The sequence below is a fragment of the Thauera sp. SWB20 genome (assembly GCF_000831325.1).
GTDB lineage: Bacteria > Pseudomonadota > Gammaproteobacteria > Burkholderiales > Rhodocyclaceae > Thauera > Thauera aminoaromatica.
Genome location: NZ_JTDM01000012.1, coordinates 105,136 through 130,691, shown reverse-complemented (window position 1 = coordinate 130,691; position 25,556 = coordinate 105,136). Strand labels below are relative to the sequence as shown.

General features: G+C 63.4%; 31 protein-coding genes. 15 read left to right on the top strand and 16 right to left on the bottom strand.

The features are described from left to right. Positions 1-20: 20 nt before the first annotated feature. The 3 genes from tnpB (PO78_RS03425) to PO78_RS22115 form a co-directional block, all read right to left on the bottom strand. Complete coding sequence (gene tnpB, locus PO78_RS03425; protein ID WP_043742005.1) at positions 21-380, bottom strand: IS66 family insertion sequence element accessory protein TnpB; 360 nt, start codon at positions 378-380, stop codon at positions 21-23. Beyond that, the gene (gene tnpA / locus PO78_RS03420; protein WP_043742008.1) at positions 380-688 is read right to left on the bottom strand and encodes an IS66 family insertion sequence element accessory protein TnpA; all 309 of its coding nucleotides are present in this window, start codon (positions 686-688) and stop codon (positions 380-382) included. The genes tnpB (PO78_RS03425) and tnpA (PO78_RS03420) overlap by 1 nt, the downstream gene beginning before the upstream one ends. A 150-nt stretch (positions 689-838) precedes the next feature. Beyond that, positions 839-1,108, bottom strand: a complete 270-nt coding sequence (locus PO78_RS22115) for a hypothetical protein (RefSeq protein WP_082047684.1) — start codon at positions 1,106-1,108, stop codon at positions 839-841. A 290-nt stretch (positions 1,109-1,398) separates the two neighbouring features. On the opposite strand from PO78_RS22115, the gene PO78_RS03415 reads away from it, so the two are divergent. From PO78_RS03415 to PO78_RS03405, 3 genes are all read left to right on the top strand, one after another. After that, positions 1,399-1,689 (top strand): hypothetical protein, encoded by a 291-nt coding sequence (locus tag PO78_RS03415; RefSeq protein ID WP_043742022.1) that lies wholly within the window; start codon positions 1,399-1,401, stop codon positions 1,687-1,689. A 156-nt stretch (positions 1,690-1,845) separates the two neighbouring features. After that, positions 1,846-2,100: a hypothetical protein gene (locus tag PO78_RS03410; RefSeq protein ID WP_043742020.1), complete on the top strand. Its 255-nt coding sequence runs from the start codon at positions 1,846-1,848 to the stop codon at positions 2,098-2,100. Between the two features lie 409 nt (positions 2,101-2,509). Further along, entirely contained in the window at positions 2,510-3,787 is a 1,278-nt protein-coding gene (locus PO78_RS03405; protein WP_052484348.1) for an HD-GYP domain-containing protein, read from the top strand. 2 nt (positions 3,788-3,789) lie between these two features. Here PO78_RS03405 and copK read toward each other — a convergent pair whose 3' ends face one another. Both copK and PO78_RS03395 read right to left on the bottom strand, forming a co-directional pair. Continuing rightward, positions 3,790-4,068 carry a periplasmic Cu(I)/Cu(II)-binding protein CopK gene (copK, locus tag PO78_RS03400; RefSeq protein WP_043742157.1) on the bottom strand — a complete coding sequence of 93 codons (279 nt, stop codon included), beginning with the start codon at positions 4,066-4,068 and terminating at the stop codon, positions 3,790-3,792. Between the two features lie 115 nt (positions 4,069-4,183). Continuing rightward, positions 4,184-4,513, bottom strand: a complete 330-nt coding sequence (locus PO78_RS03395; RefSeq protein ID WP_043742016.1) for a CzcE family metal-binding protein — start codon at positions 4,511-4,513, stop codon at positions 4,184-4,186. A gap of 569 nt (positions 4,514-5,082) precedes the next feature. Between PO78_RS03395 and PO78_RS03390 the strand changes: the two genes are divergently transcribed. The 7 genes from PO78_RS03390 to tnpC all read left to right on the top strand — a co-directional run bounded on the left by PO78_RS03390 (position 5,083) and on the right by tnpC (position 11,021). Then, complete coding sequence (locus tag PO78_RS03390) at positions 5,083-5,493, top strand: hypothetical protein (protein WP_043742015.1); 411 nt, start codon at positions 5,083-5,085, stop codon at positions 5,491-5,493. A gap of 63 nt (positions 5,494-5,556) precedes the next feature. Further along, on the top strand, positions 5,557-6,291 hold the full coding sequence (locus PO78_RS03385) for a HupE/UreJ family protein (RefSeq protein ID WP_043742014.1): 735 nt from the start codon (positions 5,557-5,559) through the stop codon (positions 6,289-6,291). A gap of 20 nt (positions 6,292-6,311) precedes the next feature. Beyond that, a complete protein-coding gene (locus tag PO78_RS03380; RefSeq protein WP_043742012.1) occupies positions 6,312-6,998 on the top strand; it encodes a hypothetical protein in 687 nt (228 codons plus the stop codon). A 71-nt stretch (positions 6,999-7,069) separates the two neighbouring features. Then, on the top strand, positions 7,070-8,113 hold the full coding sequence (locus tag PO78_RS03375; RefSeq protein WP_043742009.1) for a DMT family transporter: 1,044 nt from the start codon (positions 7,070-7,072) through the stop codon (positions 8,111-8,113). Between the two features lie 591 nt (positions 8,114-8,704). Beyond that, the gene (gene tnpA, locus PO78_RS03370) at positions 8,705-9,013 is read left to right on the top strand and encodes an IS66 family insertion sequence element accessory protein TnpA (RefSeq protein ID WP_043742008.1); all 309 of its coding nucleotides are present in this window, start codon (positions 8,705-8,707) and stop codon (positions 9,011-9,013) included. Further along, positions 9,013-9,372: an IS66 family insertion sequence element accessory protein TnpB gene (tnpB, locus tag PO78_RS03365; RefSeq protein WP_043742005.1), complete on the top strand. Its 360-nt coding sequence runs from the start codon at positions 9,013-9,015 to the stop codon at positions 9,370-9,372. Before tnpA (PO78_RS03370) ends, tnpB (PO78_RS03365) begins: the two co-directional genes overlap by 1 nt. Positions 9,373-9,401: 29 nt before the next feature. Beyond that, a complete protein-coding gene (tnpC, locus tag PO78_RS03360) occupies positions 9,402-11,021 on the top strand; it encodes an IS66 family transposase (protein WP_043742004.1) in 1,620 nt (539 codons plus the stop codon). A gap of 198 nt (positions 11,022-11,219) precedes the next feature. Here tnpC and PO78_RS03355 read toward each other — a convergent pair whose 3' ends face one another. From PO78_RS03355 to PO78_RS03345, 3 genes are all read right to left on the bottom strand, one after another. Then, positions 11,220-12,428: an IS91 family transposase gene (locus PO78_RS03355; protein WP_043742003.1), complete on the bottom strand. Its 1,209-nt coding sequence runs from the start codon at positions 12,426-12,428 to the stop codon at positions 11,220-11,222. Positions 12,429-12,435: 7 nt separating this feature from the next. Further along, positions 12,436-13,311, bottom strand: a complete 876-nt coding sequence (locus tag PO78_RS03350; protein ID WP_043742001.1) for a tyrosine-type recombinase/integrase — start codon at positions 13,309-13,311, stop codon at positions 12,436-12,438. A 262-nt stretch (positions 13,312-13,573) separates the two neighbouring features. Further along, on the bottom strand, positions 13,574-14,209 hold the full coding sequence (locus PO78_RS03345) for a cation transporter (RefSeq protein WP_021249909.1): 636 nt from the start codon (positions 14,207-14,209) through the stop codon (positions 13,574-13,576). Between the two features lie 103 nt (positions 14,210-14,312). Here PO78_RS03345 and cadR point away from each other — a divergent pair, with 103 nt between their 5' ends. The 5 genes from cadR (at position 14,313) to PO78_RS03320 (ending at position 16,751) form a co-directional block, all read left to right on the top strand. After that, positions 14,313-14,747 (top strand): Cd(II)/Pb(II)-responsive transcriptional regulator, encoded by a 435-nt coding sequence (gene cadR, locus PO78_RS03340; protein WP_002924844.1) that lies wholly within the window; start codon positions 14,313-14,315, stop codon positions 14,745-14,747. Beyond that, positions 14,737-15,195 (top strand): hypothetical protein, encoded by a 459-nt coding sequence (locus PO78_RS03335; RefSeq protein WP_231570603.1) that lies wholly within the window; start codon positions 14,737-14,739, stop codon positions 15,193-15,195. The genes cadR and PO78_RS03335 overlap by 11 nt, the downstream gene beginning before the upstream one ends. Before the next feature lie 142 nt (positions 15,196-15,337). Beyond that, a complete protein-coding gene (locus PO78_RS03330; protein WP_174377416.1) occupies positions 15,338-15,763 on the top strand; it encodes a disulfide bond formation protein B in 426 nt (141 codons plus the stop codon). Beyond that, positions 15,760-16,416: a DsbA family protein gene (locus PO78_RS03325; protein WP_043741999.1), complete on the top strand. Its 657-nt coding sequence runs from the start codon at positions 15,760-15,762 to the stop codon at positions 16,414-16,416. Before PO78_RS03330 ends, PO78_RS03325 begins: the two co-directional genes overlap by 4 nt. Beyond that, positions 16,413-16,751 carry a YnfA family protein gene (locus PO78_RS03320; RefSeq protein WP_197068721.1) on the top strand — a complete coding sequence of 113 codons (339 nt, stop codon included), beginning with the start codon at positions 16,413-16,415 and terminating at the stop codon, positions 16,749-16,751. The genes PO78_RS03325 and PO78_RS03320 overlap by 4 nt, the downstream gene beginning before the upstream one ends. 48 nt (positions 16,752-16,799) lie before the next feature. Here PO78_RS03320 and PO78_RS03315 read toward each other — a convergent pair whose 3' ends face one another. From PO78_RS03315 to PO78_RS03280, 8 genes are all read right to left on the bottom strand, one after another. Then, a complete protein-coding gene (locus PO78_RS03315) occupies positions 16,800-17,297 on the bottom strand; it encodes a hypothetical protein (protein WP_043741996.1) in 498 nt (165 codons plus the stop codon). A gap of 122 nt (positions 17,298-17,419) precedes the next feature. Then, positions 17,420-17,821 carry an ArsR/SmtB family transcription factor gene (locus PO78_RS03310; protein ID WP_043741992.1) on the bottom strand — a complete coding sequence of 134 codons (402 nt, stop codon included), beginning with the start codon at positions 17,819-17,821 and terminating at the stop codon, positions 17,420-17,422. A 164-nt stretch (positions 17,822-17,985) separates the two neighbouring features. After that, a complete protein-coding gene (locus PO78_RS03305; protein ID WP_043741990.1) occupies positions 17,986-18,372 on the bottom strand; it encodes a hypothetical protein in 387 nt (128 codons plus the stop codon). Between the two features lie 41 nt (positions 18,373-18,413). After that, entirely contained in the window at positions 18,414-21,533 is a 3,120-nt protein-coding gene (locus PO78_RS03300) for an efflux RND transporter permease subunit (RefSeq protein WP_021249915.1), read from the bottom strand. Between the two features lie 15 nt (positions 21,534-21,548). Continuing rightward, positions 21,549-22,661 (bottom strand): efflux RND transporter periplasmic adaptor subunit, encoded by a 1,113-nt coding sequence (locus PO78_RS03295; RefSeq protein ID WP_002924861.1) that lies wholly within the window; start codon positions 22,659-22,661, stop codon positions 21,549-21,551. Further along, positions 22,658-23,221 carry a hypothetical protein gene (locus tag PO78_RS03290; protein WP_004299261.1) on the bottom strand — a complete coding sequence of 188 codons (564 nt, stop codon included), beginning with the start codon at positions 23,219-23,221 and terminating at the stop codon, positions 22,658-22,660. Before PO78_RS03290 ends, PO78_RS03295 begins: the two co-directional genes overlap by 4 nt. Positions 23,222-23,238: 17 nt before the next feature. Then, positions 23,239-24,507 (bottom strand): TolC family protein, encoded by a 1,269-nt coding sequence (locus PO78_RS03285; RefSeq protein ID WP_039921668.1) that lies wholly within the window; start codon positions 24,505-24,507, stop codon positions 23,239-23,241. 614 nt (positions 24,508-25,121) lie between these two features. Next, positions 25,122-25,460 (bottom strand): DUF4148 domain-containing protein, encoded by a 339-nt coding sequence (locus tag PO78_RS03280; RefSeq protein ID WP_004248732.1) that lies wholly within the window; start codon positions 25,458-25,460, stop codon positions 25,122-25,124. Positions 25,461-25,556 lie beyond the last annotated feature (96 nt).

Below are 25,556 nucleotides of genomic sequence, written 5' to 3'. Positions count from 1 at the left end.
TTTACCGCAGAGCCCAGCATTCATGCGGGCTGCACGGCGTTTGTAGGTAATCTGAAACGGCGCTTGTAGCGGACCGGCTCGATGCCTTCGAGCAAGAGCTTGAGCCCGGTCCAGTCCATCTGACGCGTGCTGACGTGCGCCCAGTTCGACACGAAACGACCCTGCTCGAGGCGCTTGGCCCACACGCAGAATCCGGTGCGGTCCCAGTACAGCACCTTCATCTGCGTGCCGCGCCGGTTGATGAACACGAACAGCTCGCCCGACAGCGGATCGCAGCCGAGCGCCTGGCGTGTGAGCGCGTACAGGCCGTCGAAGGATTTGCGCATGTCGACCGGGCGGCCATAGACATGGACCCGGACTGCGCCTTCGGGGAAGAACATCAGCCGCGCGACAGGTGAAGGATCACGCCGTCGCCCAGATCGAGCCGCAGTTCGAGGCGACCGGTGCCTCCGAGTTTGAGCGTGCCGGCGTCGACGAAGCCGGTGGGCTCCATCACCGGCGCGGCGGGCTGCGTACTCGGTTCGCCCAGCAGGCGACGCCAGCGCCGGAAAGTCGACTCGCTGAGTCCCTCACGGGCGCAGAACGGCTCGATCCCCAGGCCGCTCGCGGCAAACCGCGCAAAGACGGTTTCCCACTCCTGGCGGCTACGCCGCCGCCACTTGTTGTTGGTCGCTGTCGCCCTGGTCACTGCCGGCTCCTCCCTGATGAATGTGGGAGGGATTGTTCCGCGTGGGCGCGGGCGGGCAAAGAACGCCGCTCAGTGACCGGTTACGTCGTATCACCGTTGAAGACGTGGACGTACCCCGCGTAGAGGTGGGTGCGCTTCGACAGGGAGTGCTCATAGGCGATGATATAGCCCTTGCCGTCGCCGCCCGACGTCCGCCTTCGCATATCCGATCGAGCTGTGGCTCGAGGGGCCAACGTCGATCTGGGCGCCGATGCTCCACAGCTTGTTGGTCTGGGCACTGCCGACGACCGGATCGACCTTTGCGTTCTGCCACGAGCCAAGAACCTTGATTATGCCGAAGCTGTAGCTTGCACCGACGAAATGTTCCTGCTGGTCGATGCAACACTCGTCAGGACAAGGCGGCCGAGTGCGGACCTCCATACCCCTCGCTCCGGCTCGGCAGGCCGAGCAACGGGATGGCGATGAATCCGCGGGCAGGCATGATCGACCTGTTAGCGTTTGCCGATGGACGCATCTGCTTGCACGACTTCAGCTGATTGGTTAGCTCGACTGATCTGCCCCGTTCAAACTGATAGCTTTCGTGACTCGTAGATTACGTCAATGTAATCGCACGGATATGCTCGCGTCAGCGTGACAATACTATACTTTTCCCATCGTAGCGTTCTGAAACTAGCTGAAGGACGCGGGCGACGCGAAAGAGGGAGAGGAAGATGCTCACAGCAGACCAAATGATAATCACTGGCCAACAGCAGTTTGACGCGATCATGCAACACTCCAATCTTGTCTTGGGGTGCTGTGAGCGGCTCACCGAAGAGAGCATGCGTTCTGCCCGTGCGCTTCTCGCGCAGGTCGAGTCCGACTTTGACGCCCTCCTGCGTGGCGAAACCATTGGATTCATCAACGCAGCTGGCCGAATCGGTCTGGACAGTTGGGCGTCGATGACTGCGTGCGTCATCGGATTCCAGCGTGAGGCGGTAAGAAAATCCTTCACCTTCAAGTAGCGTGCCCGGCCTACCGATCCCGGCCCGACGGTATCTGACAGATACGAAAGACCATGGTCGTGGTCTCGTTAAGACGGACATTCATCGAGAGAATTCTGTACGAATCCCCTCGCAACGTTCCTGCCGTCACTCTTTGCGGCTCATTGGAGAAATGCCATGAAATCGAAATCCCTTCTTGCGGTCCTGGCGGCGTTTGCCATGCTCTCGTTCAATTCCATCGCGGCGACTGCGGAGGAAGAGTCCCAAGCCAAATCCGAACAAGTCGAAAAGGCTGACTCGACGGACGCCAAGCGGCATTCCCACGTAAAGGAGAAAGTCGGCGTGCGGCCGAAAGCTGCGGAGGCCAAGGGCGATGACGGCATGGCCGCGAAAGCCAAGCCCAAGCACTACCACCCGCGGGACGGGAAATGACCCCGTGCAAAGTGGCGTGGCACATTCGGGGGGGCGTTTGTTGCTGTGACTCCACGCATTTCTGATGTACACGGTGATCGTTGCACTTGCCGTCTGCTTGCTGCGGCGGTTGGATGCGACATCAAGACGATACCGTTCAGCTATTGCCGGTCTGTATTGATGAAGCGATGGGCCATGACATGCAACCACGGTTGCCGCGGTGGCTCGGTGGAGGCCCGCGCGGGCCGGCATATGGCGGGAGGTGGACCTATCGACACCGTCAAGGCGATTCTGATCAAGAATGAGTAGCCATTTTTCGCGCATGTAACGGTGTTGTGGTTCCACGGTTCTGCCGAAATTTCATCTAACCCTCCACAAAGGCGCCCTTGAAGTGCGCGTGACGGACCCGCTACCCAATTCCGCACAACAGATGCGTTGGCTCCTCGCCCGCCGGCTCGGCGCAGCAGTGCTCGTCATCTGCTTGCTGGCGGGGGCTGCTGCCTTCATGTTCGAGGCACGCCGTGCGGAACAGGCGGCGCTGGAGACGGCTGAGGCGGCGGCCGCTCATTTTGTGTCACCGGCAATGCAGGCAATGTCGCCCGGAGAGTCCGGGCACAAGCACTTGCGGGACCTCCTCGACGGCAGTCACTTCATCGGCATTCGCGTGTTCGACCAAAGCGGAAATTGGGCTTACGAGGTCTGGGACGAGTCTTCGAACCGCATCGCGACGACGACCTTACCTTCCCGACCCACATGGCCGCCGATGGGGGAAAGTCGTCGCACCTGGATAAGCGTAGCGCAGGACGGCCTGATTCAGGTGGTTCTGCCACTGGCAGGCGGCGACGGCCGATTGGTCGGCTACATTGAGGGTTTCTATCGTCTCGCCCCGGAAGTCCTGTTGCATCAGCGGGAACAGATCCGCAATGGGGTCTTGATGGCAGCGGTATCGGCGCTTGCGACCGGGGTCGCCTTGTACCCACTTTTACTCTCAATGTTCGGGCATGCGACGGCCTTGTCCGACCGTCTCATGAATGCAAACTTCTCCCTCGTACATGCGTTGGGAAAGTCAATCGCCAAGCGCGACATCGACACGGACGCCCACAATTATCGGGTCACGCTCTACGCAGCGGCGCTTGCGGAGGAGATGGGGGTATCCCCGAACGAGATCCCGCATCTCGTCATCGGTGCCTTCTTGCACGACGTTGGAAAGATTGGCATTCCGGATCATATTCTCCAGAAGCCGGGGCGGCTTTCCGCTGAGGAGTTCGAAGTGATGAAGACCCATACCTTGATGGGTCTCGAGATCATTGCCGGGATTCATTGGCTTGAGGGCGCAGCGGAGGTCATTCGTCATCATCACGAGCGGATTGACGGGAAGGGGTATCCCGACCGCCTTGCTGGCGAGGAAATATCGCTCCATGCACGCATATTCGCGGTTGTGGACGTGTTTGACGCCCTGGTCTCGGCTCGGCCCTACAAGGCGGCGATTTCGCCCTCGGAGGCACTCGCAATTCTTGAGCGAGAGGCCATGCAGCATTTTGATGCGGATGTGGTCAACGCCTTCAATCGGATTGCTCTCTCATTGCATGGCGAGGTAGCCCGGGCAACCGAGGCCGACCTGCACCGCGCAATCCGCCCCTTGTGGCTTCGCTGCTTCAAAAAAGAAACGGCTCCGCAGGAGCCGTTTCGGAAATCGATCACCCGGTAGCTTTAGTTACGGTGATCCTTGTGGAGAACGCTGTCGAGGCGCATGACCTCGTCGCCGTGCATCATGATCTTCTGACCATCCTTGGTCTCCATGACCTCGCCTTGCTTCATCCTCACCGCACGTCCCAGCTTGTCCTCCATCCCCATTTTCCCGTCCTTGAATATGTAGACAGTCGAACCATCTTTCAGGGGAATGGACTTCTCGACCGTCCCGGCATCAACTGCGAAGGCCGACGTGGTGGCAGCAACAAGTGCTGCGATCATCAATGCTTTCTTCAACATGCTCCTCTCCTTGAATGAACTGCTGGAAATACCAACTAAGAATCGCATCGGTCGCCTCCATTTGAAGATTGCCCGATGCCTTACCTGCCTCGGTCCCTATGGGACGTTGGCGCTATCAGGAACCGCTGTACAGAGGGCTTTCTTCGAGATAAACCGTCACCTGATCCGCCCCCGGGACGATCTTCGAAAGCGGAAAGCTGTTCTTTCCCAAGGTGTCGAAGGTCCATGTGACCGTCTTGTTGTCACCGACCTTCAGTGCAACGGTCTCCAGGCGAGTCACGTTGATATGGCGAGTGCTCGCATTGACGGTAATGGTGCGTGAGGGGGTGGCGTTGCTGGTGTAGCCATACGCGGCCATCTCACGTTCGGTCTGTGCGAAAGCGGCCGAAGATCCAAGGGTGCTGATCGCCGAGACGGCGAGAACGGCGATGATCGACCTTTTCATGATTGGCTCCTTGTTCAGTTGTCCAGATTGGCTGCTCTTGTTTGAGTAACCATGGACCCCATCATAGGAGCCGACTACTGACAGGTCGGTGACCCGGCAATTACGTTTAAGTCATGAGAATGAAAGGATACGGTCAGGGTTGGCGAGCCGGGTTTCGTCAGCCCAAGGCCTTGACCGAACGGCAGACGCGCATGCAGCCGGTTGATGACTTGGGCAGGCTCACGAAACGTGCGAGATAGCTCAAAACCAACCTTCCCAAGCTGATGAGTGTTGTTTGATGTTTGAACGACAACGTTCTGTTCTAGCTATTAGAAAGCTCTGCGGCGACCTCGCAAACCGCATCAGCATCGGGATAACGGCCATCCGAGCCACACTCCCGCCTGCTGCTCTCCTTGCCTCGCCCCCAACCTTGGTGCGGCAACGGAGTTGCGTCCACGCGTGGGAGGGGCAATTCTCGCCACGGCCCTGACGTATCCAATCGTTGGGAATTTCCCGCAACAAGCCGGACTCCTGTATAAAACGGCCGACGGATCGCCGAAGGCGCCCAGCCCTCGCGAAACCGACCCGACATGACCGTGTTTGCCTCCTCGTCCGTCTTCTCGCGAAAGATCGCCCGCATGCTGGTGAGGGGGGTGATCGGGCTGCTGATGCTGTCGCATGCGCTGTTCGCGTTCTCGAGCGCGATCTCGCTGTCTCACGACCCCTTGCGTGCAAGCACGCACGCGCAGGCGTTTGCCGATGCAGACACAGGTCAGGACGATCATGGACATCGCCATGATGACTTCGAGGACGAGGGCGGCCCCCACCAACACGGGCACAACCCGGCCGATCACAGTCACGACAAGCCGAATGTGCCGCCCACGCACGCGATGGGTATCCCACCGTTGTCCGATCAGTGGCTCGCCGACGAGCGTCGACCCGCCTATCCCGCGCCCTGCGCCCTGCTCGAGCGCCCGCCAAAACGTCTCCTGATCGTTTGACCTGTCGAGTTCCGCGCGCGTGAAGCGCCGGACTCACCCAGCAAACTTCATCGGAAGACTCTCATGACGCATTCCTTCCCCAGCCGGGGGCGGGCAGCCGTGCTGCCACGCTCCGGGCCGCTGCTGCATGCTTTCACAGGCGTACTGCTCTACCTGCTCCTGACCGCTTTCGCGCACGCTCATGGCGTGGCCGAGGGCGACAAGGGCTACATCCAGGAGATCTCGGGCACGCACCTGCTGCCCTTCACCTACCTTGGCGCCAAGCACATGGTCACCGGTTACGACCATCTGCTGTTCCTCGCCGGGGTGATCTTCTTCCTCTACAAGCTCAAGGACATCGCGCTCTACGTCAGCCTGTTCGCGATCGGGCACTCGGTCACCATGCTGTACGGCGTCTACGCCGGGGTGAACGTCAATGCCTACCTGATCGACGCGATCATCGGCCTGTCGGTCGTCTACAAGGCGCTCGACAACCTCGGCGCCTTCCAGCGCTGGTTCGGCGTGCAGCCGAACACCAAAGTGGCGACCCTGGTCTTCGGCCTGTTCCACGGCTTCGGCCTGGCGGCCAAGATCCAGGAGTTCGAGATCGCCCGCGATGGCCTATTGCCCAACCTGCTGGCGTTCAACGTCGGGGTGGAGATCGGCCAGTTGCTCGCGCTCGGCGCAATCCTGATCGCGATGGGCTTCTGGCGTCGTACCGCCGGCTTCTTCCAGCACGCCTATACCGCCAACGTCGCCATGATGTGCGCCGGGTTCATGCTGATCGGCTATCAGCTCACCGGCCTGTTCGTATCCTGAGATTCCTGGAGTCATCCACCATGTACAACACCGACCTTCCCAAACGCGCCGACCTGCCGACCACCGGCAAGCTGCTGCGCTCGACCGCCCTCGCTGCCCTGATCGCCGGCGGACTGCTCGTCACCACCGTGCTGCCCGCCGAGTACGGCATCGACCCCACGGGCATCGGCCGCGCACTCGGTCTGACACCGATGGGCGAAATCAAGATGTCGCTGGCGGCTGAGGCCCGCGCAGAAGAGCGCGTTGCTACGGAAACGGCGCCCGCACAGCCCGTAGCCGTCGCCCCTACGGTTCGTGCCGAAGCGGCGCCTGTCCCGGCACCGGCGCCCGTCGCGGTCGCCGCACTGCCGCCCGCAGCGGTCGCGCCCGAGCCTGTCGCCGGACGACAAGACACGGTGACCGTGACGCTCAAACCCGGTCAGGGCGCCGAGGTCAAACTGACGATGAACAAGGACAGCCGTGTCCGCTATGAGTGGGCGAGCGCCGGTGGCCCGGTGAACTTCGACACCCATGGCGACCCCTATGACGCGCCGAAAAACTTCTATCACGGCTACGGCAAGGGGCGTAACGAGCTCGGCAACCAGGGCGACCTGGTTGCCGCGTTCGATGGCAAGCACGGCTGGTTCTGGCGGAACCGCTCCGGCTTCGACGTCACGGTCACGCTCAAGACCCAAGGCGATTACACCAAAATCGAGCGCGTGCTGTAAGCGCAGCGCCCCCATCCCGCCGGGGTGGGGGCGCTTCCGATCATTCTGGCCACACCGGTCTGGCAAGGGCAATGAACAACATCTACGTGATCCATGCGTTGCTCGCGGCGGCCTTGTTCGGCGCGAGCACCCCGTTCGCCAAGCTGCTGGTCGGCGAGATGTCGCCGTGGTTGCTGGCCGGCTTGCTCTACCTTGGCAGCGGGCTCGGGCTGGCTGCGTCGCGTCTGATCCGCGATCGCAGCTGGACGCCCTCCGGCCTGGCCGAGGGGGAATGGCGGTGGCTGCTGGGGGCGATCTTCTTCGGCGGCGTGCTCGGCCCCCTCGCGCTGATGTTCGGTCTCACGCGCACAAGTGCCGCGACCGCGTCGCTGCTGCTCAACCTTGAAGCGGTACTGACCGCCGCAATTGCGTGGGTCGTGTTCAGGGAGAACACCGACCGCCGCATCGTGCTCGGCATGCTCGCGATCGTGGCCGGAGGTGTCGTGCTGTCCTGGTCGGGTGGTGAAGAGGGCGCGAACGATTGGATCGGTCCGCTAGCCATCGCCGCTGGCTGTCTGTGCTGGGCAATCGACAACAACCTGACGCGGCGCGTGTCGGCATCGGATGCGCTCTTCATCGCGGCCACGAAGGGTGCAGTGGCGGGCACGGTCAACGTCGGGCTGGCGTTTGCGCTCGGCGCGAGCCTGCCGGACGGCGCGGTCCTGCTCGGCACCATGGTCGTCGGGTTGTTCGGCTATGGCATCAGCCTGGTGCTCTTTGTGCTTGCGCTGCGCGGACTGGGCACGGCGCGTACCGGCGCCTACTTCTCGACCGCGCCCTTCATCGGTGCGGCCGTGTCGCTGGTCCTGCTCGGCGAGTCGACCTCGAGCGCATTCTGGATTGCGGCAGCCCTGATGGGCTGGGGGGTGTGGCTACACCTCACCGAGCACCACGAGCACGAGCACACGCATGAGCCGATGGAGCATGGCCATCGGCACACCCATGACGAACACCACCAGCACGAACACGACTTCGCCTGGAACAGTGACGAGCCACATGAGCATTGGCACCGCCACGAGGGGCTGGTCCACAAGCACCCGCACTTTCCAGACATCCACCATCGGCACTCACATTGATTAAACGAAGCACCAATTTCACGTCGCCCAACATGTCATGCGAGGTGACGGCTTCACTCGGTTACTTGCCGTTCGCACCACAAAGTGCCCGACGGCTGGTTTGGGTCGGTAGTTCCAGTTGGCAGAATGGAGAAGCCGCCGTTCACCGTCGCCTGACGCTCGAACGGCAGGTGACCAGCACATTGCTGCCTGACTGCGCCATCAAGCCACCGGCAGCTGAGGCCGAGTCGCTTCCGTACGCAGTCCGGCAGCTTCCGGAGTGGAGAATCCGCTCCAGTGACAGGTCTTGCCGATTACTGAGCGGCAGGTGATGTTCAGCTTTGTTCGACGCCTGCCCCTTCCCCGTGCCGATGAAGGTTCGACCCGTGCCTGTGGGCAGGCGTTGGACAAAGCCCGGGGGAGGAAACCGCGAAACGAGGCGAGGCTGTTCAGTCGGGGCTCGGCGTTATGGGCATTTGAGCGCCGCCCAATCGCGCAGGTACGCGATGTGCGTGGTGCTGCGCCAGGGTAACCGGTCACTGAGCGGCGTTCTTTGCCCGCCCGCGCCCACGCGGAACAATCCCTCCCACATTCATCAGGGAGGAGCCGGCAGTGACCAGGGCGACAGCGACCAACAACAAGTGGCGGCGGCGTAGCCGCCAGGAGTGGGAAACCGTCTTTGCGCGGTTTGCCGCGAGCGGCCTGGGGATCGAGCCGTTCTGCGCCCGTGAGGGACTCAGCGAGTCGACTTTCCGGCGCTGGCGTCGCCTGCTGGGCGAACCGAGTACGCAGCCCGCCGCGCCGGTGATGGAGCCCACCGGCTTCGTCGACGCCGGCACGCTCAAACTCGGAGGCACCGGTCGCCTCGAACTGCGGCTCGATCTGGGCGACGGCGTGATCCTTCACCTGTCGCGCGGCTGATGTTCTTCCCCGAAGGCGCAGTCCGGGTCCATGTCTATGGCCGCCCGGTCGACATGCGCAAATCCTTCGACGGCCTGTACGCGCTCACACGCCAGGCGCTCGGCTGCGATCCGCTGTCGGGCGAGCTGTTCGTGTTCATCAACCGGCGCGGCACGCAGATGAAGGTGCTGTACTGGGACCGCACCGGATTCTGCGTGTGGGCCAAGCGCCTCGAGCAGGGTCGTTTCGTGTCGAACTGGGCGCACGTCAGCACGCGTCAGATGGACTGGACCGGGCTCAAGCTCTTGCTCGAAGGCATCGAGCCGGTCCGCTACAAGCGCCGTTTCAGATTACCTACAAACGCCGTGCAGCCCGCATGAATGCTGGGCTCTGCGGTAAAATCTGTGCCATGTCCGCACCGCACTGCACCCCCGTTCCGACCCTTGCCGAGGCCGCCCAGTGGGCGCCCGAGCAGATCGTCGGACTGGCGCAGGCGAACGTCGCCTTGCAGCGCGACATGGATGCGATGCGCCTCGAGTTTGCGGCGCTCAAGCATCAGCTCGAGTGGTTCCGCCGCCAGCTCTTCGGCCAGAAGAGCGAGAAGCGCGTGGTTTCACCCGACCCGACGCAGATGCATCTGGGTGAGTTGCCGATCCCCGACACGCAGCCCGTCTCCCCAGGCAAGAGCGTAGCCGGACACACCCGTCGTGCCTCGCACACCGACTTCGCCCAGAGCAAGGACGAATCGGCGCTGTTCTTCGACGAGACGCGCGTCCCGGTCGAGACCATCACGCTCGCCAACCCCGAGATCGAGGGCCTCACCGCCGAGCAGTTCGAGGTGATCGGCGAGAAGGTCAGCCACCGCCTGGCGCAGCGCCCGGGCAGCTACGTGATCCTCAAGTACGTGCGCCCGGTCATCAAGCGCCGCGACACGCAGACGATCCACTGCCCGGCGGCCCCCGCCGGGGTGATCGACGGTAGCCGCGCCGACGTGAGCTTCATCGCCGGGCTCATCACCGACAAGTTCTGCTACCACCAGCCGCTGTACCGCCAGCATCAGCGGCTCGGGGACAACGGCATCCGGGTCTCGCGCCCGTGGCTCACGCAGCTCACCCACGCGGCGCTCGCGCTGCTCGAGCCGGTCTTTACGGCCCAGTTCGACTCGATCCGCGCAAGTCGCATCAAGGCGATGGACGAGACCCCGATCAAGGCCGGGCGCGCCGGCCCGGGGAAGATGAAGGGCGGCTACTTCTGGCCGGTGTATGGCGAGCGCGACGAAATCTGCTTCGCCTATCACGAGGGGCGTAGTGGCAAACACATTGCGCAGACCCTGGGGACCGACCCACCGCCCGAGGGGGCGGTGCTGCTCACCGACGGCTACGCGGCCTACGAACGTTACGCACAAAAATGCGGGCTCACGCGCGCGCAATGCTGGGCGCACTCGAGAAGAAAATTCTTCGAGGCCCAGTCGATCGAGCCCGAACGGGCGACGCAGGCATTGGAGATGATCGGCCAGCTCTACGCGGTAGAGCAGCACATCCGTGAGGCACAACTCATCGGCGAGGCACGCCGCGCATACCGGCTCGCCCAGGCCAAGCCGATGGTCGACCGGTTCTTCGACTGGGTCGGCGCCCAATTCGAATCCCAGGGGCTACTGCCGAGCTCACCGCTGACCACTGCCCTGGCCTACGTGCGTGAGCGCCGGGCCGCCCTCGAGGTCTACCTCGCCGACCCCGAGGTGCCGATCGACACCAACCACCTCGAGCGGGCGCTACGCGTAGTGCCGATGGGCCGCCGCAACTGGCTCTTCTGCTGGACCGAGGTCGGCGCGAAATACGTGGGGATCGCGCAGAGCCTGATCGCCACCTGTCGCCTGCACGACATCGACCCCTATGCCTATCTGGTCGATGTGCTCCAGCGCGTCGGCCAGCACCCTGCCGCCGATGTCGCGCAACTCACCCCAAGGCTGTGGAAGCAACACTTCGCGGCCAATCCGCTTCGATCCGATCTCCACCCGCGCTCGAAGTAGGCAAGAACGCCGCTCGGTTACCGCTTACGCGCCAGGCGCCGCGTGTTGCGTGAAGGCGTTGCCCGCCCTCGGTTGCGCGGGCGAGGTCCGCGCGGCGCGGCTTGTGATGTGAATGCCAGTGGCGGGCGCAGCGGGTCTTGACCAGGCCCGTCCGAACGGGTGCTGGCGGAAGGCTGCGGGCGCGGAAGCGATGCCCGGTCATGAGGTCACCCCACGGAGTGGTGGCGCGCGGATCGTCGCACCCCGAGCAAAGGTTTCGATCACGCGCATCACCGATCCACAGCAGCGACACACGAAGCCGGTGGTGGGCGTGGTCGACAGCGCGGTGGCTTCCGGCGCCGAGGCGATGGTGCATGGCTCGTCTGGAGGCGTTGCGCCAAGCAGTTCCCGCGCACGTGCCAGGTGCTGCCGCCGTCCCGCGTTGGCGAGCAGTCCGTAGTGCCGGATGCGGTGGAAGCCGCACGGCAGCACGTGCAGCAGGAAACGGCGCATGAACTCCCCGGCGGTGAGCGTCATCGTCTTGTGGCGGGTGCGCCCCTCGGCGCGATAGTCCTTCCAGCGGAAGGAGACGCTGCCCCCGTCGAGGGAGACCAGGCGACGGTTCGAGATCGCCACCCGATGGGTGTAGCGCGACAGGTAGGCGAGCACCGCCTCGGGGCCGGCGAAGGGCCGCTTGGCATAGACGACCCATTCGCTCGTGCGCAGCGGCGCGAGCCAGCGCAGGAACGCGGCCATTTGTGCCAGCGGGGCGAACTCGCCGAAGAAGCGCATCACGCCGGCCTGATGCGCCTTCGCCAGCTCTTCCAGGAAACGCCGCCGGAACAGCCGCGAGAGCACACGGACCGGCAAGAAGAAGCCACGCCGGCAGGCGATCCAGCGCTGGCCGTCGGCCGACAGGCCGCCCCCGGGGACGATGCCGTGTACGTGCGGGTGGTGCGTCATCGCCGAGCCCCACGTGTGCAGCACGAGCGTGGCGCCGATCGTCGCGCCGAGGTGCTTCGGATCGGCGGCGATGGTGAGCAGCGTCTCGGCGGCGACCTCGAACAGCAGCCGATAGACCAACGCTTTGTTGGTGTAGGCCAGTGCGCTGATCGGCGCCGGCAGCGTGAAGACCACGTGGTAATACTCAACCGGCAGCAGGTCCGCCTGCCGGGCCTCGAGCCAACGCTGGGCAGCCCGCGCCTGACACTTCGGGCAGTGCCGGTTGCGGCACGAGTTGTAGCTGATGTCGATCTGCTCGCAGGCCTCACAGCGCAGCACATGCCCGCCCAGCGCCGCAGTGCGGCACTGTTCGATGGCCGACATGACCTTCAACTGCCCGAGGCTCAGGTGACCGTGCTGGGCGAGACGCCACGCCGGCCCGAAGGCGCGGAAGATGTCCGCGACCTCCAGTGCGGAGCGGACCACGATGCGCCTACGCCGGCTGCAGCATCTCCAGCGGACTGACGACCTCGCGCAGCAGGTCGGTGGCGACCTGCGTGTAGATCACCGTGGTGTCGAGTTTCTTGTGGCCGAGCAGCGCCTGGATGATGCGGATGTCGACCTTCTGCTCGAGCAGGTGGGTCGCGAAGCAGTGGCGAAGCGTGTGCATCGACACCCGCTTGTCGATGCCGGCCGCCAGGGCGGCGGCCTGAACAGCGCGATTGAGTTGGCGCGGGCTCAGCGACTCGATCGGGTTGAGGCCCGGGAACAACCAGCCGCCATCGAGCATTTTGCCCTGCGCCCGGGCGACCCGCCACCACACGCGCAACCGCTCCAGCAGCAGGGGCGAGAGCATCGCGTAGCGATCCTTGCGGCCTTTGCCTTGCTCGACCCGCAGGGTCATGCGCCCGCTGTCGACGTCGCTGACCTTGAGCGAGACCACTTCGCTCGCTCGCAGTCCGGTCGCGTAGGCGAGCGACAGCGCCGTCTGGTGCTTGAGATTGTTGCAGGCGGCGATCAGGCGCGCGACCTCCTCGCGGCTGAGCACCACCGGCAAGCGCTGCGGCAGCCGGACCGGCTGCATTCGTGCCATCAACTCGCCGCGTTGAAGCGTGATATCGAAGAAGAACTTCAGCCCGCTGATGGCGGCGTTGAGCGACATCGGCGAGGTGCCGGTATCGACCAGGTGCAACTGGTAGTTGCGCAGGTCCTCCACCGTGGCGGTATCGGGCGCGCGCCCCAGATAGCGCGTGAACCGGCACACCGCGCGGATGTACGCACTCTGCGTCTTGGGGGTGAGCTTGCGCATCCGCATGTCGTCGAGCATGCGCTGGCGCAAGGGGCTGACGGGACGAGTTGGGGTATCCATGGCTTGCTCCTGTCGAAGACGAGGCCGATTGCCTCATCTCCCAACATGGCAAGCCTGCTGCCGATGGAAACCACGAACTTCGATGCTCGTCACGAGCGGTTCAGCACACCCCTACCGCGCGAGCGGTTTAGTCCACTGGCCGTTATGGATAGCTGATCATAACGGCCATCAGCTGCCCGTCCTCCTCTCCACAATCCTGCCATCCTGATGGCCGCTGGGCCTCGAAACCTGTCATTGCCTCAAGCACGTCGCTCCGCTGTTCTCATCCCTTCTGATGTACTTGTCGTGCGTCGCCGATGTCGCGCCGAGCGTGAGCGACGATGACAAGCCCCGACCACAGCGCGAGCCCGGACATCACCAGTGCAACGACAAGGTCCGGCAATGCGCTTCCGGTACCGAAGACGCCTGCTGCCGCCAGAATCACCGCGAGATTGCCGATCGCATCGTTGCGGCTGCACAGCCACACCGAACGCATGTTCGCGTCGCCCGAGCGAAAGCGATACAACAGCATCGCCACCCCTGCGTTGGCGAGCAGTGCGAGCATGCCGACCACGCCCATCGTGATCGGCTCAGGCGTCACGCCGTGCTGGAAGGCCCACAGGGCGCGTGCCATTACAACGGCGCCGAAAAGCACCATCGCCACGCCCTTGAGCAAGGCCGCGCGTGCCCGCCATATCAATCCCCACGACAGCACCGTCAGCGACAGCGCATAGTTGGCGGCATCTCCTGCGAAATCGAGGGCGTCGGCCCACAGGGCGACCGAACCGACTGCAAGGCCGGCGACGAATTCGACCAGGAACATCGCCGCATTCACGATCAATGCAATCCACAGTGCCAGGCGGAAGCGCGGGCTCGCTGCGCTGGCATCGCAGGTGGAGTGGGAACAACAGCCGGCCATGGTTTTCTCCTTAACGTGGGCGAGGGGTGCATCACACACCCTGTAGCCACTACAGGGTCAAGCGGTTAAGCTGTTGGGCGGCCGCAATGAGGAGATGCAGGCGATGAAGATCGGTGAATTGGCCAAGGCCGCGCACGTCGAGGTCGAAACCATCCGCTACTACGAACGGATCGGTCTGCTCCCGGCGCCTTCCCGCAGCCCCAATGGATATCGGGCCTACGCGGGTGGGCACCTTGAGCGCCTCGCGTTCATCCGCCACTGCCGGGCACTGGACATTGCCTTGGTCGACGTCGCGCAACTGCTGCGCTTCGTGGACGACCCCACAACCGACTGTGCTGAGGTCGACGCGTTGATCGACTCCCAACTCACCCGTGTCCGCGCGCGTCTCGACACCCTGCAAATGCTCGAGCGCCAACTCGTCGCCCTGCGCAGCCAGTGCGGTGCCCCCGATCGTGCGGCGCAATGCGGCATCCTGCATGAGCTCGAGGCGCCGACGCGGGGGGATGTCTGTGTGTGCCACGATGAGCATGCGCAATGATCTGCGGTTCGGTGGCGGAGTGACCACAATGTGGGGTGCCAGCGCGCCGGTACGTTCATGGTCGCGATATGCGCCGTCAGCCAACGGGCTGGGGTTAAAATCGTCGCCCATGCACCGTTGGCTTGCCATTTTCTTCCTGCTGCTCGTTCCGCTTCAGTTCGCGTCGGCGGGCCTGGAGGCGTACTGCTTGGAATCGGCCGGTTTCGCGACCAGCCACGGCGACCACCATCCACATACCTGTCAGGTGGATGAAGGCGATGAAGGGATGAAAGGGCAGCTTCACGCCGACTGCGGTTTCTGCCAGATCCTTGCGAGCGCTGCACTGCTCGATGCGGGTCGTCTGCCATTGACAGGACTGGGCCATGTCCTCGTCGACGCCGGGCGGGACTTCAACGCGTCTGCGCTGGTCACCGAGCCTGAACGCCCCAAGTGGCGCCTCGCTGCCTGAGCGGCAGCCCACCCCTGTCTTCCCCTCTTCTTCGAGTGCGCGCCGCACGGTAGCGGCGGTGTGCTCCATTGCGGACGTCCGGGCACTGCCTGTGGCGTCCGCCCCTCCCGAAGCCTGGGAACCAACCCTCGAGATCGACTCGATGCACGACAAACGAACCCAATGGTGGTGGCTGATGGCCGCCTGGGCCGTGGCTCTGGTATCCACGCTGGGCGCGCTCTTCATCGGTGAAGTGATGGGCATGACGCCCTGCGTGCTGTGCTGGTACCAGCGGATCGCCATGTTCCCGCTCGCCCTCATTCTGGGCATGGCCGTGTTCGCCGAGGACCGGCGCGGTGCGGTGTATGCGCTGCCATTCGCGCTCGCTGGTCTCGCGCTGGCCGCCTATCACAGCGCGCTGATCGCCGGCTGGGTGCCACAGTGGTGGGTGCCGTGCGGCACCGGCCCCTCGTGCAGCCAGCAGGCCCTGGTCATCCTTGGCGACACCCAGATTCCCTGGCTATCGCTGGCGGCCTTCCTCGCCATCGCCGCCGCCCTGACGATTTATCTGATAAGGACCCGTAAATGAACACACGAAAACTGCTCGCTCTCGCCGTGTTGCTGATCCTCGGCGTGGCGTTCTACTTCGGCATGGATGCCTACCGTGATCGCACGCAGGCCGAGCAGGACACGCGCGTCGCGGTGGAAAGAGGCCGCCTCGTGCGGATGCATACCCCGATCATCGGGCCGCAGAACGCGCCGGTCACCATCGTCGAGTTCTTCGACCCCGCCTGCGAGACCTGCCGCGCCTTCTATCCGATCGTCAAGCAGATCATGGCCCAGCATCCGGACAAGGTCCGGCTTGCGCTGCGCTATGCACCCTTCCATCACGGCTCGGACCAGGTGGTGAAACTGATCGAGGCTGCGCGCAAGCAGGGACTCTATACCCCGGTGCTCGAGGCGCTGCTGGCCGCACAGCCCGAGTGGGCCGACCACGCGGCGCCCAACATCGGCATCGCCTTCGAAGCAGCTGCCCGCGCCGGCCTGGACATGGGCCGCGCCCGGCAGGACATGGAAACACCCGAGATCCAGGCCGTGCTCGCGCAGGACATCGAGGATCTGACCGCGTTGCAGGTCAGCAAGACGCCAACCTTCTTCGTCAACGGACGCAGCCTGCCCAGCTTCGGTCCCGAGCAGTTGGCACGCCTGGTAGCGGAGGAAGTGGGGAAAGTGCAGCCGTGATCGGTTTGTTCAAGCTCGCCGGCCTGTTCGCCTTGACGGCCGTGGCCGAGATCGTCGGCTGCTATCTGCCCTGGCTCGTGTTGAAGCAGGGCCGGAGTGCATGGTTGCTCGTGCCCGCAGCGCTGTCGCTCGCCGCCTTCGCCTGGCTGCTGACACTGCATCCGACTGCAGCCGGGCGAACCTATGCCGCTTACGGCGGCATGTACATCGCGGTCGCGTTGGTGTGGCTTCGCGTCGTGGATGGCGTTGCGCTGACCCGCTGGGATGTCGCGGGCGCCGGCGTCGCGCTGGTCGGCATGGCCATCATTGCGCTGCAACCGGCCGCCTCTCCCTGAAAGTATCATTGTTGCTTCTCGGGGCGCTCTGGCGACCGCAAACACCGCTCACCTCATCCACATGTACTGCTGGTGTCGCATCATGTGGTCCATCATCATCTGCTGCATCGGCATGTATTGATCCATCATGTACTGGCGCTGCCTTTGTTGCTCGGGCGTAAGCTTCGAGTAGTAGCCGCCCATATGGCCCCATCCCATCATTGGGCCCATCGTCATTCCGGGTCCCATCCCCGGGCCGCCCATGCAGCAGCCCATGCCGCCGCCCGGCCCCCACATGCCGTGCATCAGCTGCATGTTGTTCTGCATCGTGGTCCAGTGCTCCTGGAGTAGTTTTTGCCGCGCCTGGGGATCCTGAGTCTGGTTGATCTTGTCCATCTGCTCTTGCATCTTTTTCATGTTCTCCTGCACCTGCGCCATCCGCTTGTCGAACTCCTGCACGTTGGGCGGCTCGAGGTTCGCTTGGGCACCAGGCGCCGGCTGGGCGAGGGCGGGCATGGACGAAAGTACAACGGCGGACAACGCGGCTGCCAAGATCGTGTTCTTCATCTCGATTCTCCTACGTCACAAGTGGAGGCCATGACCGTCTTGTTGCGACGGACCGATGACCACTGGGGATTGCGCCCGGGGACGGGCAGCGGGGGGAAACGGCGCGCATCGGCGATTGATGTTCAGCTGGCCCCCGTCGCTAAGTCAGAAGTCTGGATGCCCACCCGGCAACGGCCGTCTTCGCGCAAGCAGATGCGCGCGCGGAATCGTGCAAGATCACCCGAGAAGACATCATCTTCATCGGGTACCGAGCGAATCAGATCGGACAGGGGCCCCATCGTCGGCGAGCCGGTTACCAGCCGATGGTAGAGCCAGCGGCCATCCTTGATGGTGGTCAGAAGGCCAGCCTGACGCAGCGTTTTCAGGTGGCGAGAGAGCTTGTATTGCAGCTCTTGGAGGCTGTCCACGAATTCGCACAGACAGATCTCTTCGCCAGTGTCTACGAGCAGACGCATGATGCGAATGCGGGTGCGGTCGGCCAAGGCCTGGAAGACTTGTTCGGGTTTGACGGTGATGAGATGCATAGTTGCATCATAGTGCAAGCGTGCAGAACCGCTGAGCCTTCTGCGCCGCGAACAACATCTGCGGGGCAGGCCGCTGGTTAGCTCACAACAGTGCTTTCATCTTGCTACCGACGAGCGCCTGAGGTGACCGCCTGCGCGCAGTTGCCGCAGGCGGTCGGGCGGAGTCACTTCAGTGTGAAGCGTGCCGTGGTGGAAGGCTTGCCCGGAAGGGTGACAACCGCGACCAGCTTGGTGCCGGCGCCGACCTTGAAGCTACCCTTGGCTTCGAGTCGATCACCTGCAGGCTTGAGTTCGACATCTTGCTTGTTTGCGCCAGACAGCAGCGTGAGCTTGGCACTGCCGTTTGCCACATCAACAGGCTTGCCGTGATCGCGAAGGTGCAACTGGATCACCTCGGACTTGGCAACGAGTTCGAGATCGAGATCCTTGACCTCGACCACCACACCTCCATGCATGGATTCATGCTCGTGAGCATGGTCATGCTCGTCGGCTGCAAAGGTGGGGCCCACAGACACGAGAGCAGCGAGGGCGACGACTTTTGAGAACTTCATGGTTTTTCCTTTCTGGTTTGCATGAGGCGGGTTAAGCAGCGTCAGAATGCTTCGGCGTTTCGATCGTCGAGCAGACTCTCTGCATCGCGGCGGCCGAAGAGCCAGAACATTGCAGGGGTAAGGAAGGTATCCAGCAGGGTCGAACTGATGAGGCCCGAGAAGATCACCACGGCCACCGGATGCAGAATCTCGGTACCCGGGCGCTCGGCCTCGAACAGCAGCGGTGCAAGCGCAAACGCGGTTACCAGTGCGGTCATCAGCACCGGCGACAGGCGCTCGATCGAGCCCCGCAGGATCATCGTGTGGTCGAAGCTCTCGCCCTCGATACGCATCAGGTTGAGGTAATGACTCACCTTGAGGATGCCGTTTCGCACCGAAATACCTGCAAGCGTGATGAAGCCGACGAGTGCCGCCACCGACAACGGTTGACCGGAGATCCACAGTCCAATCACCGCCCCGACCAGTGCGAGCGGAATGTTCGCCATGATGAGCGCCGAGAGTCGAACCGACTTGTAGCGGCTGTAGAGCACGACGAACATCAGCACGAGTGAGACGATCGAAAGCAACCCGACCAAACGGGATGCCTCTTCCTGAGCTTGGAACTGCCCGCCGAGGGTGATGAAGTAGCCCTCGGGCAACTTAAGGTCGGCCACGACGGCGCGGATGTCCTCGACGACCTCCGATAGCGGACGCTGCTGCGCATTGGCCGAGAGCACGATGCGGCGCTTACCGTCGTCCCGGCTCACTTGGTTCGGACCGTCACCATCCTCGATCGACGCCAGCTTCGACAAGGGCACATGTCCGGTCGGCGTTTCGATCAGGATCTGAGCCAGCCCGTCGACCGAGCGCGCCGTTTCCGGTAGGCGAACGACCAATGCGAACCGTCGACCACCCTCGACGATCTGGGTGACCTTCTCGCCCTCGACGAGGTTTTGCAGCGCGGCCAGAATCTGCGGTGCCGGCACCCCGTAACGGGCAGCGGCCGCATAGTCGATCCGCACCTTGATCTGCGGCGCGAGCACTTGCTTCTCGATCTCCAGGTCGGCGAGCCCCGGAATGGCGGCAAGCCGCGTTCGCAATACGTCAGCCTGACCGCGCAGGGTGTCGAGATCCTCGCCGAAGATCTTGATCGCAATCTGCGAGCGCACGCCCGACAGCATGTGGTCGATGCGATGTGAGATCGGTTGCCCGATCGCGATCGCAGCTGGCAGATTGACCAGTCGCGACCGGATGTCTGCGGTGATCTCACCCATTGAGCGGCTCAGCTCACCGGCGGGTTTCAGCCCCACATCGAGCTCGCTGACGTGGACACCTTCCGCATGCTCATCAAGCTCGGCCCGCCCGCTTCGGCGCCCGACGTGCGTCACTTCGGGAACCTGTTTCACGAGCACTTCCGCTTGCTGCGCGAGCACGGTCGACTCCGCCAGGGTAACGCCCGGGTTGAGCCGCATGCCGATCAGCAAGGTGCCTTCGTTGAACGGCGGCAGAAAGGTCGTGGGGAAGAACGGTACCGCAGCGGCAGCAATTGCCACCGCAACCGCACCCGCTGTGACGGCCGCCCTGGGGTGCTCGAGCACCCCCTGCAACGCCCCGCGATAACGTGCCTTGAGCCAGGCGAGCAAGCGCGTGTCACCGTGATCGAGGGACTTCATCCGGGGAAGCAGGTAAAAGGACAGCACCGGCGTCACGGTCACCGAGACGACCAACGAGGCGAGCGTGGAGACGATGAACGCCACGCCGAGCGGCACGAACAGCCGCCCCTCCATGCCAGGCAGCGCGAACAGCGGCAAGAACACCAGCACGATGATGATCGTCGCGTAAAGGATGGCCGAGCGCACTTCCATCGTTGCGCGCGCCACGAGTTCGATCGGGTGAAGCCGATGGTCGTGATGCTTTGCGCGGTCCTCCTTCAATCGGCGCAGCACGTTCTCTACGCCCACAACCGCATCGTCGACCAAGCCGCCAATCGCAATCGCGAGACCACCAAGGGTCATCGTGTTGATCGACTGCCCGAAATACTTGAAGACCAACGCCGTCATGAAGATGGACACCGGAATCGCGGTGAGCGCGATGATCGTCGGGCGCAGGGTGCCGAGAAAAAAGAAGAGGATTGCCGCAACGAACACCGATGCACCAATCAGCTTACCCTTGAGCGTGCTGATCGATGCCTCGATGAAAGTCGCCTGCCGGAAGGTCACCTCCGGCGCATCCATCCCGGCCGGGAGCGATATCTTCATCTCTTCGAGCGCGGTTTCGATCGAGCGAGTCAGGTGAATGGTGTCCGCCGTAGGCTGCTTCTGAATGCCGAGGATGACGGCCGGCTTGCCCTCGAAGCCCGCATCCCCCCGTTTGGGCGCCGCTGCGAAGGTCACGGATGCGATCTGACGCAGCAGGATCGGCTGGCCATCACGCGCAGTGATCGCGAGGTTCTTCAGATCCTCCAGGCTCGAGGTCCGACCGAGATGGCGGATGAGATATTCGCGCCCGTTCAGTTCGAGAAAGCCCCCCGAGGTGTTCGACGAGAAGCCTCGAATCGCCCCTTCCAACTGCTCCAACGAAACACCGAGCTCAGCCATACGGCGGGTGTCGGGCTGAACCTGGAACTGCCGCACCTCCCCGCCAATCGGGATGACTTGCGCGATGCCGGGGATCGCCATCAGGCGCGGACGAAGAACCCAGTCCGCATACTCTCGGACCTGCATCGGCGAGATCTTCGCCGTGTCGATCGGGATCGCGATCTGCATGATCTCGCCCATGACCGAGCTGATCGGCCCCATGCGCGGAATCACGTCTTCAGGCAACCCTTCCTCCATGGCTGAGAGGCGTTCCGACACCATCTGCCGGGCGCGGAAAATCTCGGTACTCCAGTCGAAGGTCACGTAGATGAAGGACAGCCCCGAGCTCGAGGTAGAGCGCACTGACTCCACGCCGGGCAAACCATTCATGGTGGTCTCGAGCGGAAAGGTGATGAGTTGCTCGACCTCCTCCGCCGCCATGCCACCGGCTTCGGTCATGATCGTGACCGTCGGCTTGTTGAGATCCGGAAATACGTCCACGGGTGTTCGCGAAAGCGTGAACGCCCCATAGGCCATCAGTACCAGGCTGGCGATAATCACCAGCAGCCGGTTACCAAGGCTGTTGTCGAGTAGCCACTTGAACATCGGATAGACTCCCCGTCAGCGGATCTGGTTGATCAGCGTGGCGGCACGGGAGGCGACCCGCTCGCCGGCTTCGAGGCCGGACGTCACCGCAATATTCACACCGTCCAGCGGCGCGATCGTGACGGTCCGGGACTCGAAACGTTCGGGCGCCGTCTTTACCCAGACGATGGTTTGGTTTGCCGAATTCTTCAGCACCGATGCTGCGGGAACGCTTACACCCTGCTGCGTGCTGCGCGACTGGACGAAGACCTCGACCGGCTGCCCCACGGCAAGAAAGGCCAGCGCTTCACCTTCGGCTGCAAAGGTGAGCGGCAAGGCCTGCTCGCGCAGGCTGCGGGCGGCGCCGATGAAGGTGAGCGGGATCCGCTGGTCGCCGACCGCAAGACTTGCAGAGGCGACATCCGCCGCTATTTCTGGATCATAGGAGAGCGCCTCGACACGCAGCCGCTTCGGGTCGACGATCTCGAACACGAGCTCGCGCGCATCGACCACTTGGCCTGACACGGCGTTAGTCGATGCGATCACACCGCTGACAGGTGCGGTCAGGACATCACGGGCATTGAGGCCACCACCGATCGCTTTCGATCTAGCCCTCAGGCTGGCAAGCTCGCTTTCGGCCGCCTCGATCTCCTTGCGCGGTACCGTGTCGGCGAGTTCCTTCAGACGCGCAAGGCGCTTTTCCACAAGGGCCCTGGCCGCGTGCAGCTCGGCCAATTGCGCCATCTGGTTAGACCGCTCGATCTGGTCCGTCGAAGGACTGACGTAAGCCAGCACGTCCCCCTTCTTCACGGCCTGACCGACGCTTGGCAACCCCTGCGGGCCCGCCTCCAGGCGCCCAGCCACCATGGCCTGCACCTTTCCGCCGGCATTCGGGTCCATGACCACCTTGCCGGCCAGCGCGGTGGTACGCGGCAATTCGCCGGCTTCCGTAACCAACGTGCGAACACCGATCTGGCGTTGTGCCGGCTTGGGCAGAAAGACACTGCCATCGGCTTGCCGTTGTGGCCCATTGCCTCCTGCCACAACCGGACCTTCATCGCCATGATCATGGCCTTCGCCAGCAAAGGCATTCCACGAGGCACTGGCCGATACCAGCGCCAGCGCAGCAAACAGTACGCTCAGCTTCATGCGGCACCTCCAGTCGAGCGATTACGCGAATTCCCCTTGCGAAGCACAACCCAGCCGATGAGGCCTAGCACAAGCCCCCCCGCGCCTGCCCCAATTGCGTAGGGTTTCATGTCCAATTCGGCAACCTCTTCGTGCGCCTCGGCGGCGGTCTCATGCAAGTCGAGCTCACCAGCGAGCAAATCGGCGTCCTGACCGGCAATCACCGTTGCCGTGACAGAGACGACACCCGGCTTGAGCGTCTCCTCGAGCGTGGCCTCGAACTCACCGTCGGCATGGGGCGAGAGCGCAACGGCCTTCCCATCGAGTTCCAGATCGACCTTTGCGTCCTTGACCGGACTGTTGTCAGCGAAGTGGTCAAGATAGACGGTGACGTTCTTGCCATTCACTACGCCGACCAGCTCGAAGAGTTCCGAGACGGCGGTAAATCGCGGCAATGCCGGGCCCGCTGTGGTCGCGGGCGCTTCTCCATGGTCGTGTCCGTCACCGGCCAGCGTTTGCGGGGCAAGCCCGGCAAGCACGGCAGCGAGGCTCCATGCCGCGAGGGTATGAGTGGATTTCATTTTGGGGATCCTGTTATTCATTCGGGAAGCAGGCCCAACGCTTGGCGCTGGGCCGAGATGGCGGCTGCCAGATCAATACGCGCGCGCGCGCGCTCGCGTTCGGCCTCGGCCGCCTCGAATTCGATGCGCAGACGGGTCGGCAGATCGGCCTCACCGAGGCGGAACGCCTTCTCGAAGAAGCCGCGTGACGCCTGTGCGAGGTCGGAGCGCCGTTCAGCAGCGGCGACCTGCTGCCGTCTCAATTCGACGCGCTGGTGCGCCATCTCTGTTTCGGCCAGCAGACGTTCGAGTTCGATCTGGAGTTGCGCCTCGGCCTCGATGGCCTCTGCATTGGCGCTTGCAACGCGGGACCGGCTGCGCGAACCGGAACCAAGCGGAATGCGCAAGCCCAGCGTGACTGTCTGTTCCCAGGATTCACCCGATGCGCCGCGTTCGCGGGTGGTCGTGACACTCAACTCCGGATTCGCGCGGCCCTGAACGCTGGCAAGGGTCATCGTGCGCCGCGCAACGTCGACCCGATCACGCAGCTCGGCCACTGCAGGGTGCGCCGTCTCAAGAATCTGTGTCGGTGTCGCAGCGGACGGGACGGGCTCCGGCGCAGACACCCCGCCGGATGAGCGTTCTGGCCCGATTCCAGTGAGCGTGCGCAACTGCTGTGCAGCATCTGCAAGGGCGCTTTCTGCCTCGGCGACGGCGGCTTCAGCTGTAGCTTGCACACCGTCGGCCTGATGCTGATCTGCGCGCGCCAGATCACCCGCCTTGATGCGCTTGGCCACGTCGGCGGCCAGTTCGCGGGCGTTCTCGAGACCCGCCCTCGCCAGCGTCACATCTACGCGCGCGCGTTGCCAATCCCAATATGCTGTGCGTACCGCTGCAGCGGTACGCAACTGCGCGCCGCGAGCCCGGCTCGCCGTGGCAGCTATTTCGGCAGTGGCGAGGGCTGCAGTGCTCGAACGTTCGCCCGACAGCCAGATCGGAACCGCGATGCCGACCTCGTACTCACGGCTCCCGCGATTGCTGTCCAACTGATCGGTTTTTCCGGCTACCTCTAGGGCGGGCGGTTCGACAAACCAACTGTCGGCACTGTCGCGGCGCGCTTGCGCCGCTTCCTGTTGAGTCGTGAGCGACAGCGCTTCAGGCTGGCGTGCCCATGCTGCCTCGAAAGCGTGCTTGAGGGATAGGGCGGTACTTGGAGCCGGGGGGGCGGGCTGCTGCGCCCAGGCACCATTGACGGCAAGGCCGAGCATTAGCCCAGGCAGCCATTTGAGACGAAGTTGCTGAAACATCCAATTCTCCGTTGATGTAAAGACACGGGGAATCGGCAGAGGGCGATCGGACCGATCGCAATGGACGCGTGACGCTACCGCTCAAAGCGGTAGGAACATCAAGAGGGAATGAAGGCGACCGCCCTGCCGATCAGGCTGGGCGGGCCCATTTAGGGCGTTCGGGCTCTGCGGGATGCTCCGCAAGTGAGCACCCAGGTGTGACGCCGATGGGGAGGGATGCCTGATGCTGTGTGAATAGCGCGCTGGACTCACTCGTTACTGCTGAAGAGCCCACCACCTGGCACGATGCGCAGTCTGTGTGTGCGCCCTTCGTCAAGCCCCCTTTTTCCTTGCCTTTTGCATCTTCGGTGTGACGATGCGCGTGATGACCAAAATGATTGGCTGCGGCACCGGATTCGTGCGCGCAGTAATCGCCCACCGCCGCCCAACTCAGTTGGGCAGGCAGCAGGATCAAGAGGAAAATCGCAAGCCAACGACGCATGGCGCGGATTCTATCAATAAGGATTTGCTATCGTCGACAGCGACGGTACCAATGGGCAGACCAAACGGCGCTTTACGAGAACCTGCTGGGCGAAACGCCTGGACGGCCCGACGTCTCGCGCCGATAGGTGGCTTCAGGAGCCACTGTACAGTTCATTCATGTACGCGCGCTCTGTCGGGGTCATGTCGACCAGCTCCTTGAGGACTTCTGCACGGGTCTTGCCGGGTCCGGAAGCACGCGAGGGCACCGCGAGGCCACGCTGCAGGTAGAAATAGCTGCCATCGGCCTTTGCCTGTTCGAGCTCGCGCAACACCTCGGCGCGGGTTTTCGTGCTCGTGGAGTGATCCGGATGGAACGTGAACCCCTGCTCGCCGGGAGCGGGATGCCACAGCGAGCTGGCTTGCGCAGCCGCAGGAACGACAAGGACGGCAGCAAGAAGCGAAAAAAGGGCAGTGGTGCGGGTTTTCGACATGACGAGACTCCTTCGTTCAACGTGAGAGGTGGCGTTCGGCATAAGCCGCTTGGCATCGCCTTGCACCGAACACGTCGCGGACTTTAAGGGTCCATC

Excerpts from the sequence above, each read along its gene's own strand:
- tnpB (WP_043742005.1), bottom strand. The coding sequence starts at position 380 with ATGTTCTTCCCCGAAGGCGCAGTCCGGGTCCATGTCTATGGCCGCCCG.
- PO78_RS22115 (WP_082047684.1), bottom strand. The coding sequence starts at position 1,108 with ATGGAGGTCCGCACTCGGCCGCCTTGTCCTGACGAGTGTTGCATCGAC.
- PO78_RS03415 (WP_043742022.1), top strand. The coding sequence starts at position 1,399 with ATGCTCACAGCAGACCAAATGATAATCACTGGCCAACAGCAGTTTGAC.
- PO78_RS03410 (WP_043742020.1), top strand. The coding sequence starts at position 1,846 with ATGAAATCGAAATCCCTTCTTGCGGTCCTGGCGGCGTTTGCCATGCTC.
- PO78_RS03405 (WP_052484348.1), top strand. The coding sequence starts at position 2,510 with ATGCGTTGGCTCCTCGCCCGCCGGCTCGGCGCAGCAGTGCTCGTCATC.
- copK (WP_043742157.1), bottom strand. The coding sequence starts at position 4,068 with ATGTTGAAGAAAGCATTGATGATCGCAGCACTTGTTGCTGCCACCACG.
- PO78_RS03395 (WP_043742016.1), bottom strand. The coding sequence starts at position 4,513 with ATGAAAAGGTCGATCATCGCCGTTCTCGCCGTCTCGGCGATCAGCACC.
- PO78_RS03390 (WP_043742015.1), top strand. The coding sequence starts at position 5,083 with ATGACCGTGTTTGCCTCCTCGTCCGTCTTCTCGCGAAAGATCGCCCGC.
- PO78_RS03385 (WP_043742014.1), top strand. The coding sequence starts at position 5,557 with ATGACGCATTCCTTCCCCAGCCGGGGGCGGGCAGCCGTGCTGCCACGC.
- PO78_RS03380 (WP_043742012.1), top strand. The coding sequence starts at position 6,312 with ATGTACAACACCGACCTTCCCAAACGCGCCGACCTGCCGACCACCGGC.
- PO78_RS03375 (WP_043742009.1), top strand. The coding sequence starts at position 7,070 with ATGAACAACATCTACGTGATCCATGCGTTGCTCGCGGCGGCCTTGTTC.
- tnpB (WP_043742005.1), top strand. The coding sequence starts at position 9,013 with ATGTTCTTCCCCGAAGGCGCAGTCCGGGTCCATGTCTATGGCCGCCCG.
- tnpC (WP_043742004.1), top strand. The coding sequence starts at position 9,402 with ATGTCCGCACCGCACTGCACCCCCGTTCCGACCCTTGCCGAGGCCGCC.
- PO78_RS03350 (WP_043742001.1), bottom strand. The coding sequence starts at position 13,311 with ATGGATACCCCAACTCGTCCCGTCAGCCCCTTGCGCCAGCGCATGCTC.
- PO78_RS03345 (WP_021249909.1), bottom strand. The coding sequence starts at position 14,209 with ATGGCCGGCTGTTGTTCCCACTCCACCTGCGATGCCAGCGCAGCGAGC.
- cadR (WP_002924844.1), top strand. The coding sequence starts at position 14,313 with ATGAAGATCGGTGAATTGGCCAAGGCCGCGCACGTCGAGGTCGAAACC.
- PO78_RS03335 (WP_231570603.1), top strand. The coding sequence starts at position 14,737 with ATGCGCAATGATCTGCGGTTCGGTGGCGGAGTGACCACAATGTGGGGT.
- PO78_RS03330 (WP_174377416.1), top strand. The coding sequence starts at position 15,338 with ATGCACGACAAACGAACCCAATGGTGGTGGCTGATGGCCGCCTGGGCC.
- PO78_RS03325 (WP_043741999.1), top strand. The coding sequence starts at position 15,760 with ATGAACACACGAAAACTGCTCGCTCTCGCCGTGTTGCTGATCCTCGGC.
- PO78_RS03315 (WP_043741996.1), bottom strand. The coding sequence starts at position 17,297 with ATGAAGAACACGATCTTGGCAGCCGCGTTGTCCGCCGTTGTACTTTCG.
- PO78_RS03310 (WP_043741992.1), bottom strand. The coding sequence starts at position 17,821 with ATGCATCTCATCACCGTCAAACCCGAACAAGTCTTCCAGGCCTTGGCC.
- PO78_RS03305 (WP_043741990.1), bottom strand. The coding sequence starts at position 18,372 with ATGAAGTTCTCAAAAGTCGTCGCCCTCGCTGCTCTCGTGTCTGTGGGC.
- PO78_RS03300 (WP_021249915.1), bottom strand. The coding sequence starts at position 21,533 with ATGTTCAAGTGGCTACTCGACAACAGCCTTGGTAACCGGCTGCTGGTG.
- PO78_RS03295 (WP_002924861.1), bottom strand. The coding sequence starts at position 22,661 with ATGAAGCTGAGCGTACTGTTTGCTGCGCTGGCGCTGGTATCGGCCAGT.
- PO78_RS03290 (WP_004299261.1), bottom strand. The coding sequence starts at position 23,221 with ATGAAATCCACTCATACCCTCGCGGCATGGAGCCTCGCTGCCGTGCTT.
- PO78_RS03285 (WP_039921668.1), bottom strand. The coding sequence starts at position 24,507 with ATGTTTCAGCAACTTCGTCTCAAATGGCTGCCTGGGCTAATGCTCGGC.
- PO78_RS03280 (WP_004248732.1), bottom strand. The coding sequence starts at position 25,460 with ATGTCGAAAACCCGCACCACTGCCCTTTTTTCGCTTCTTGCTGCCGTC.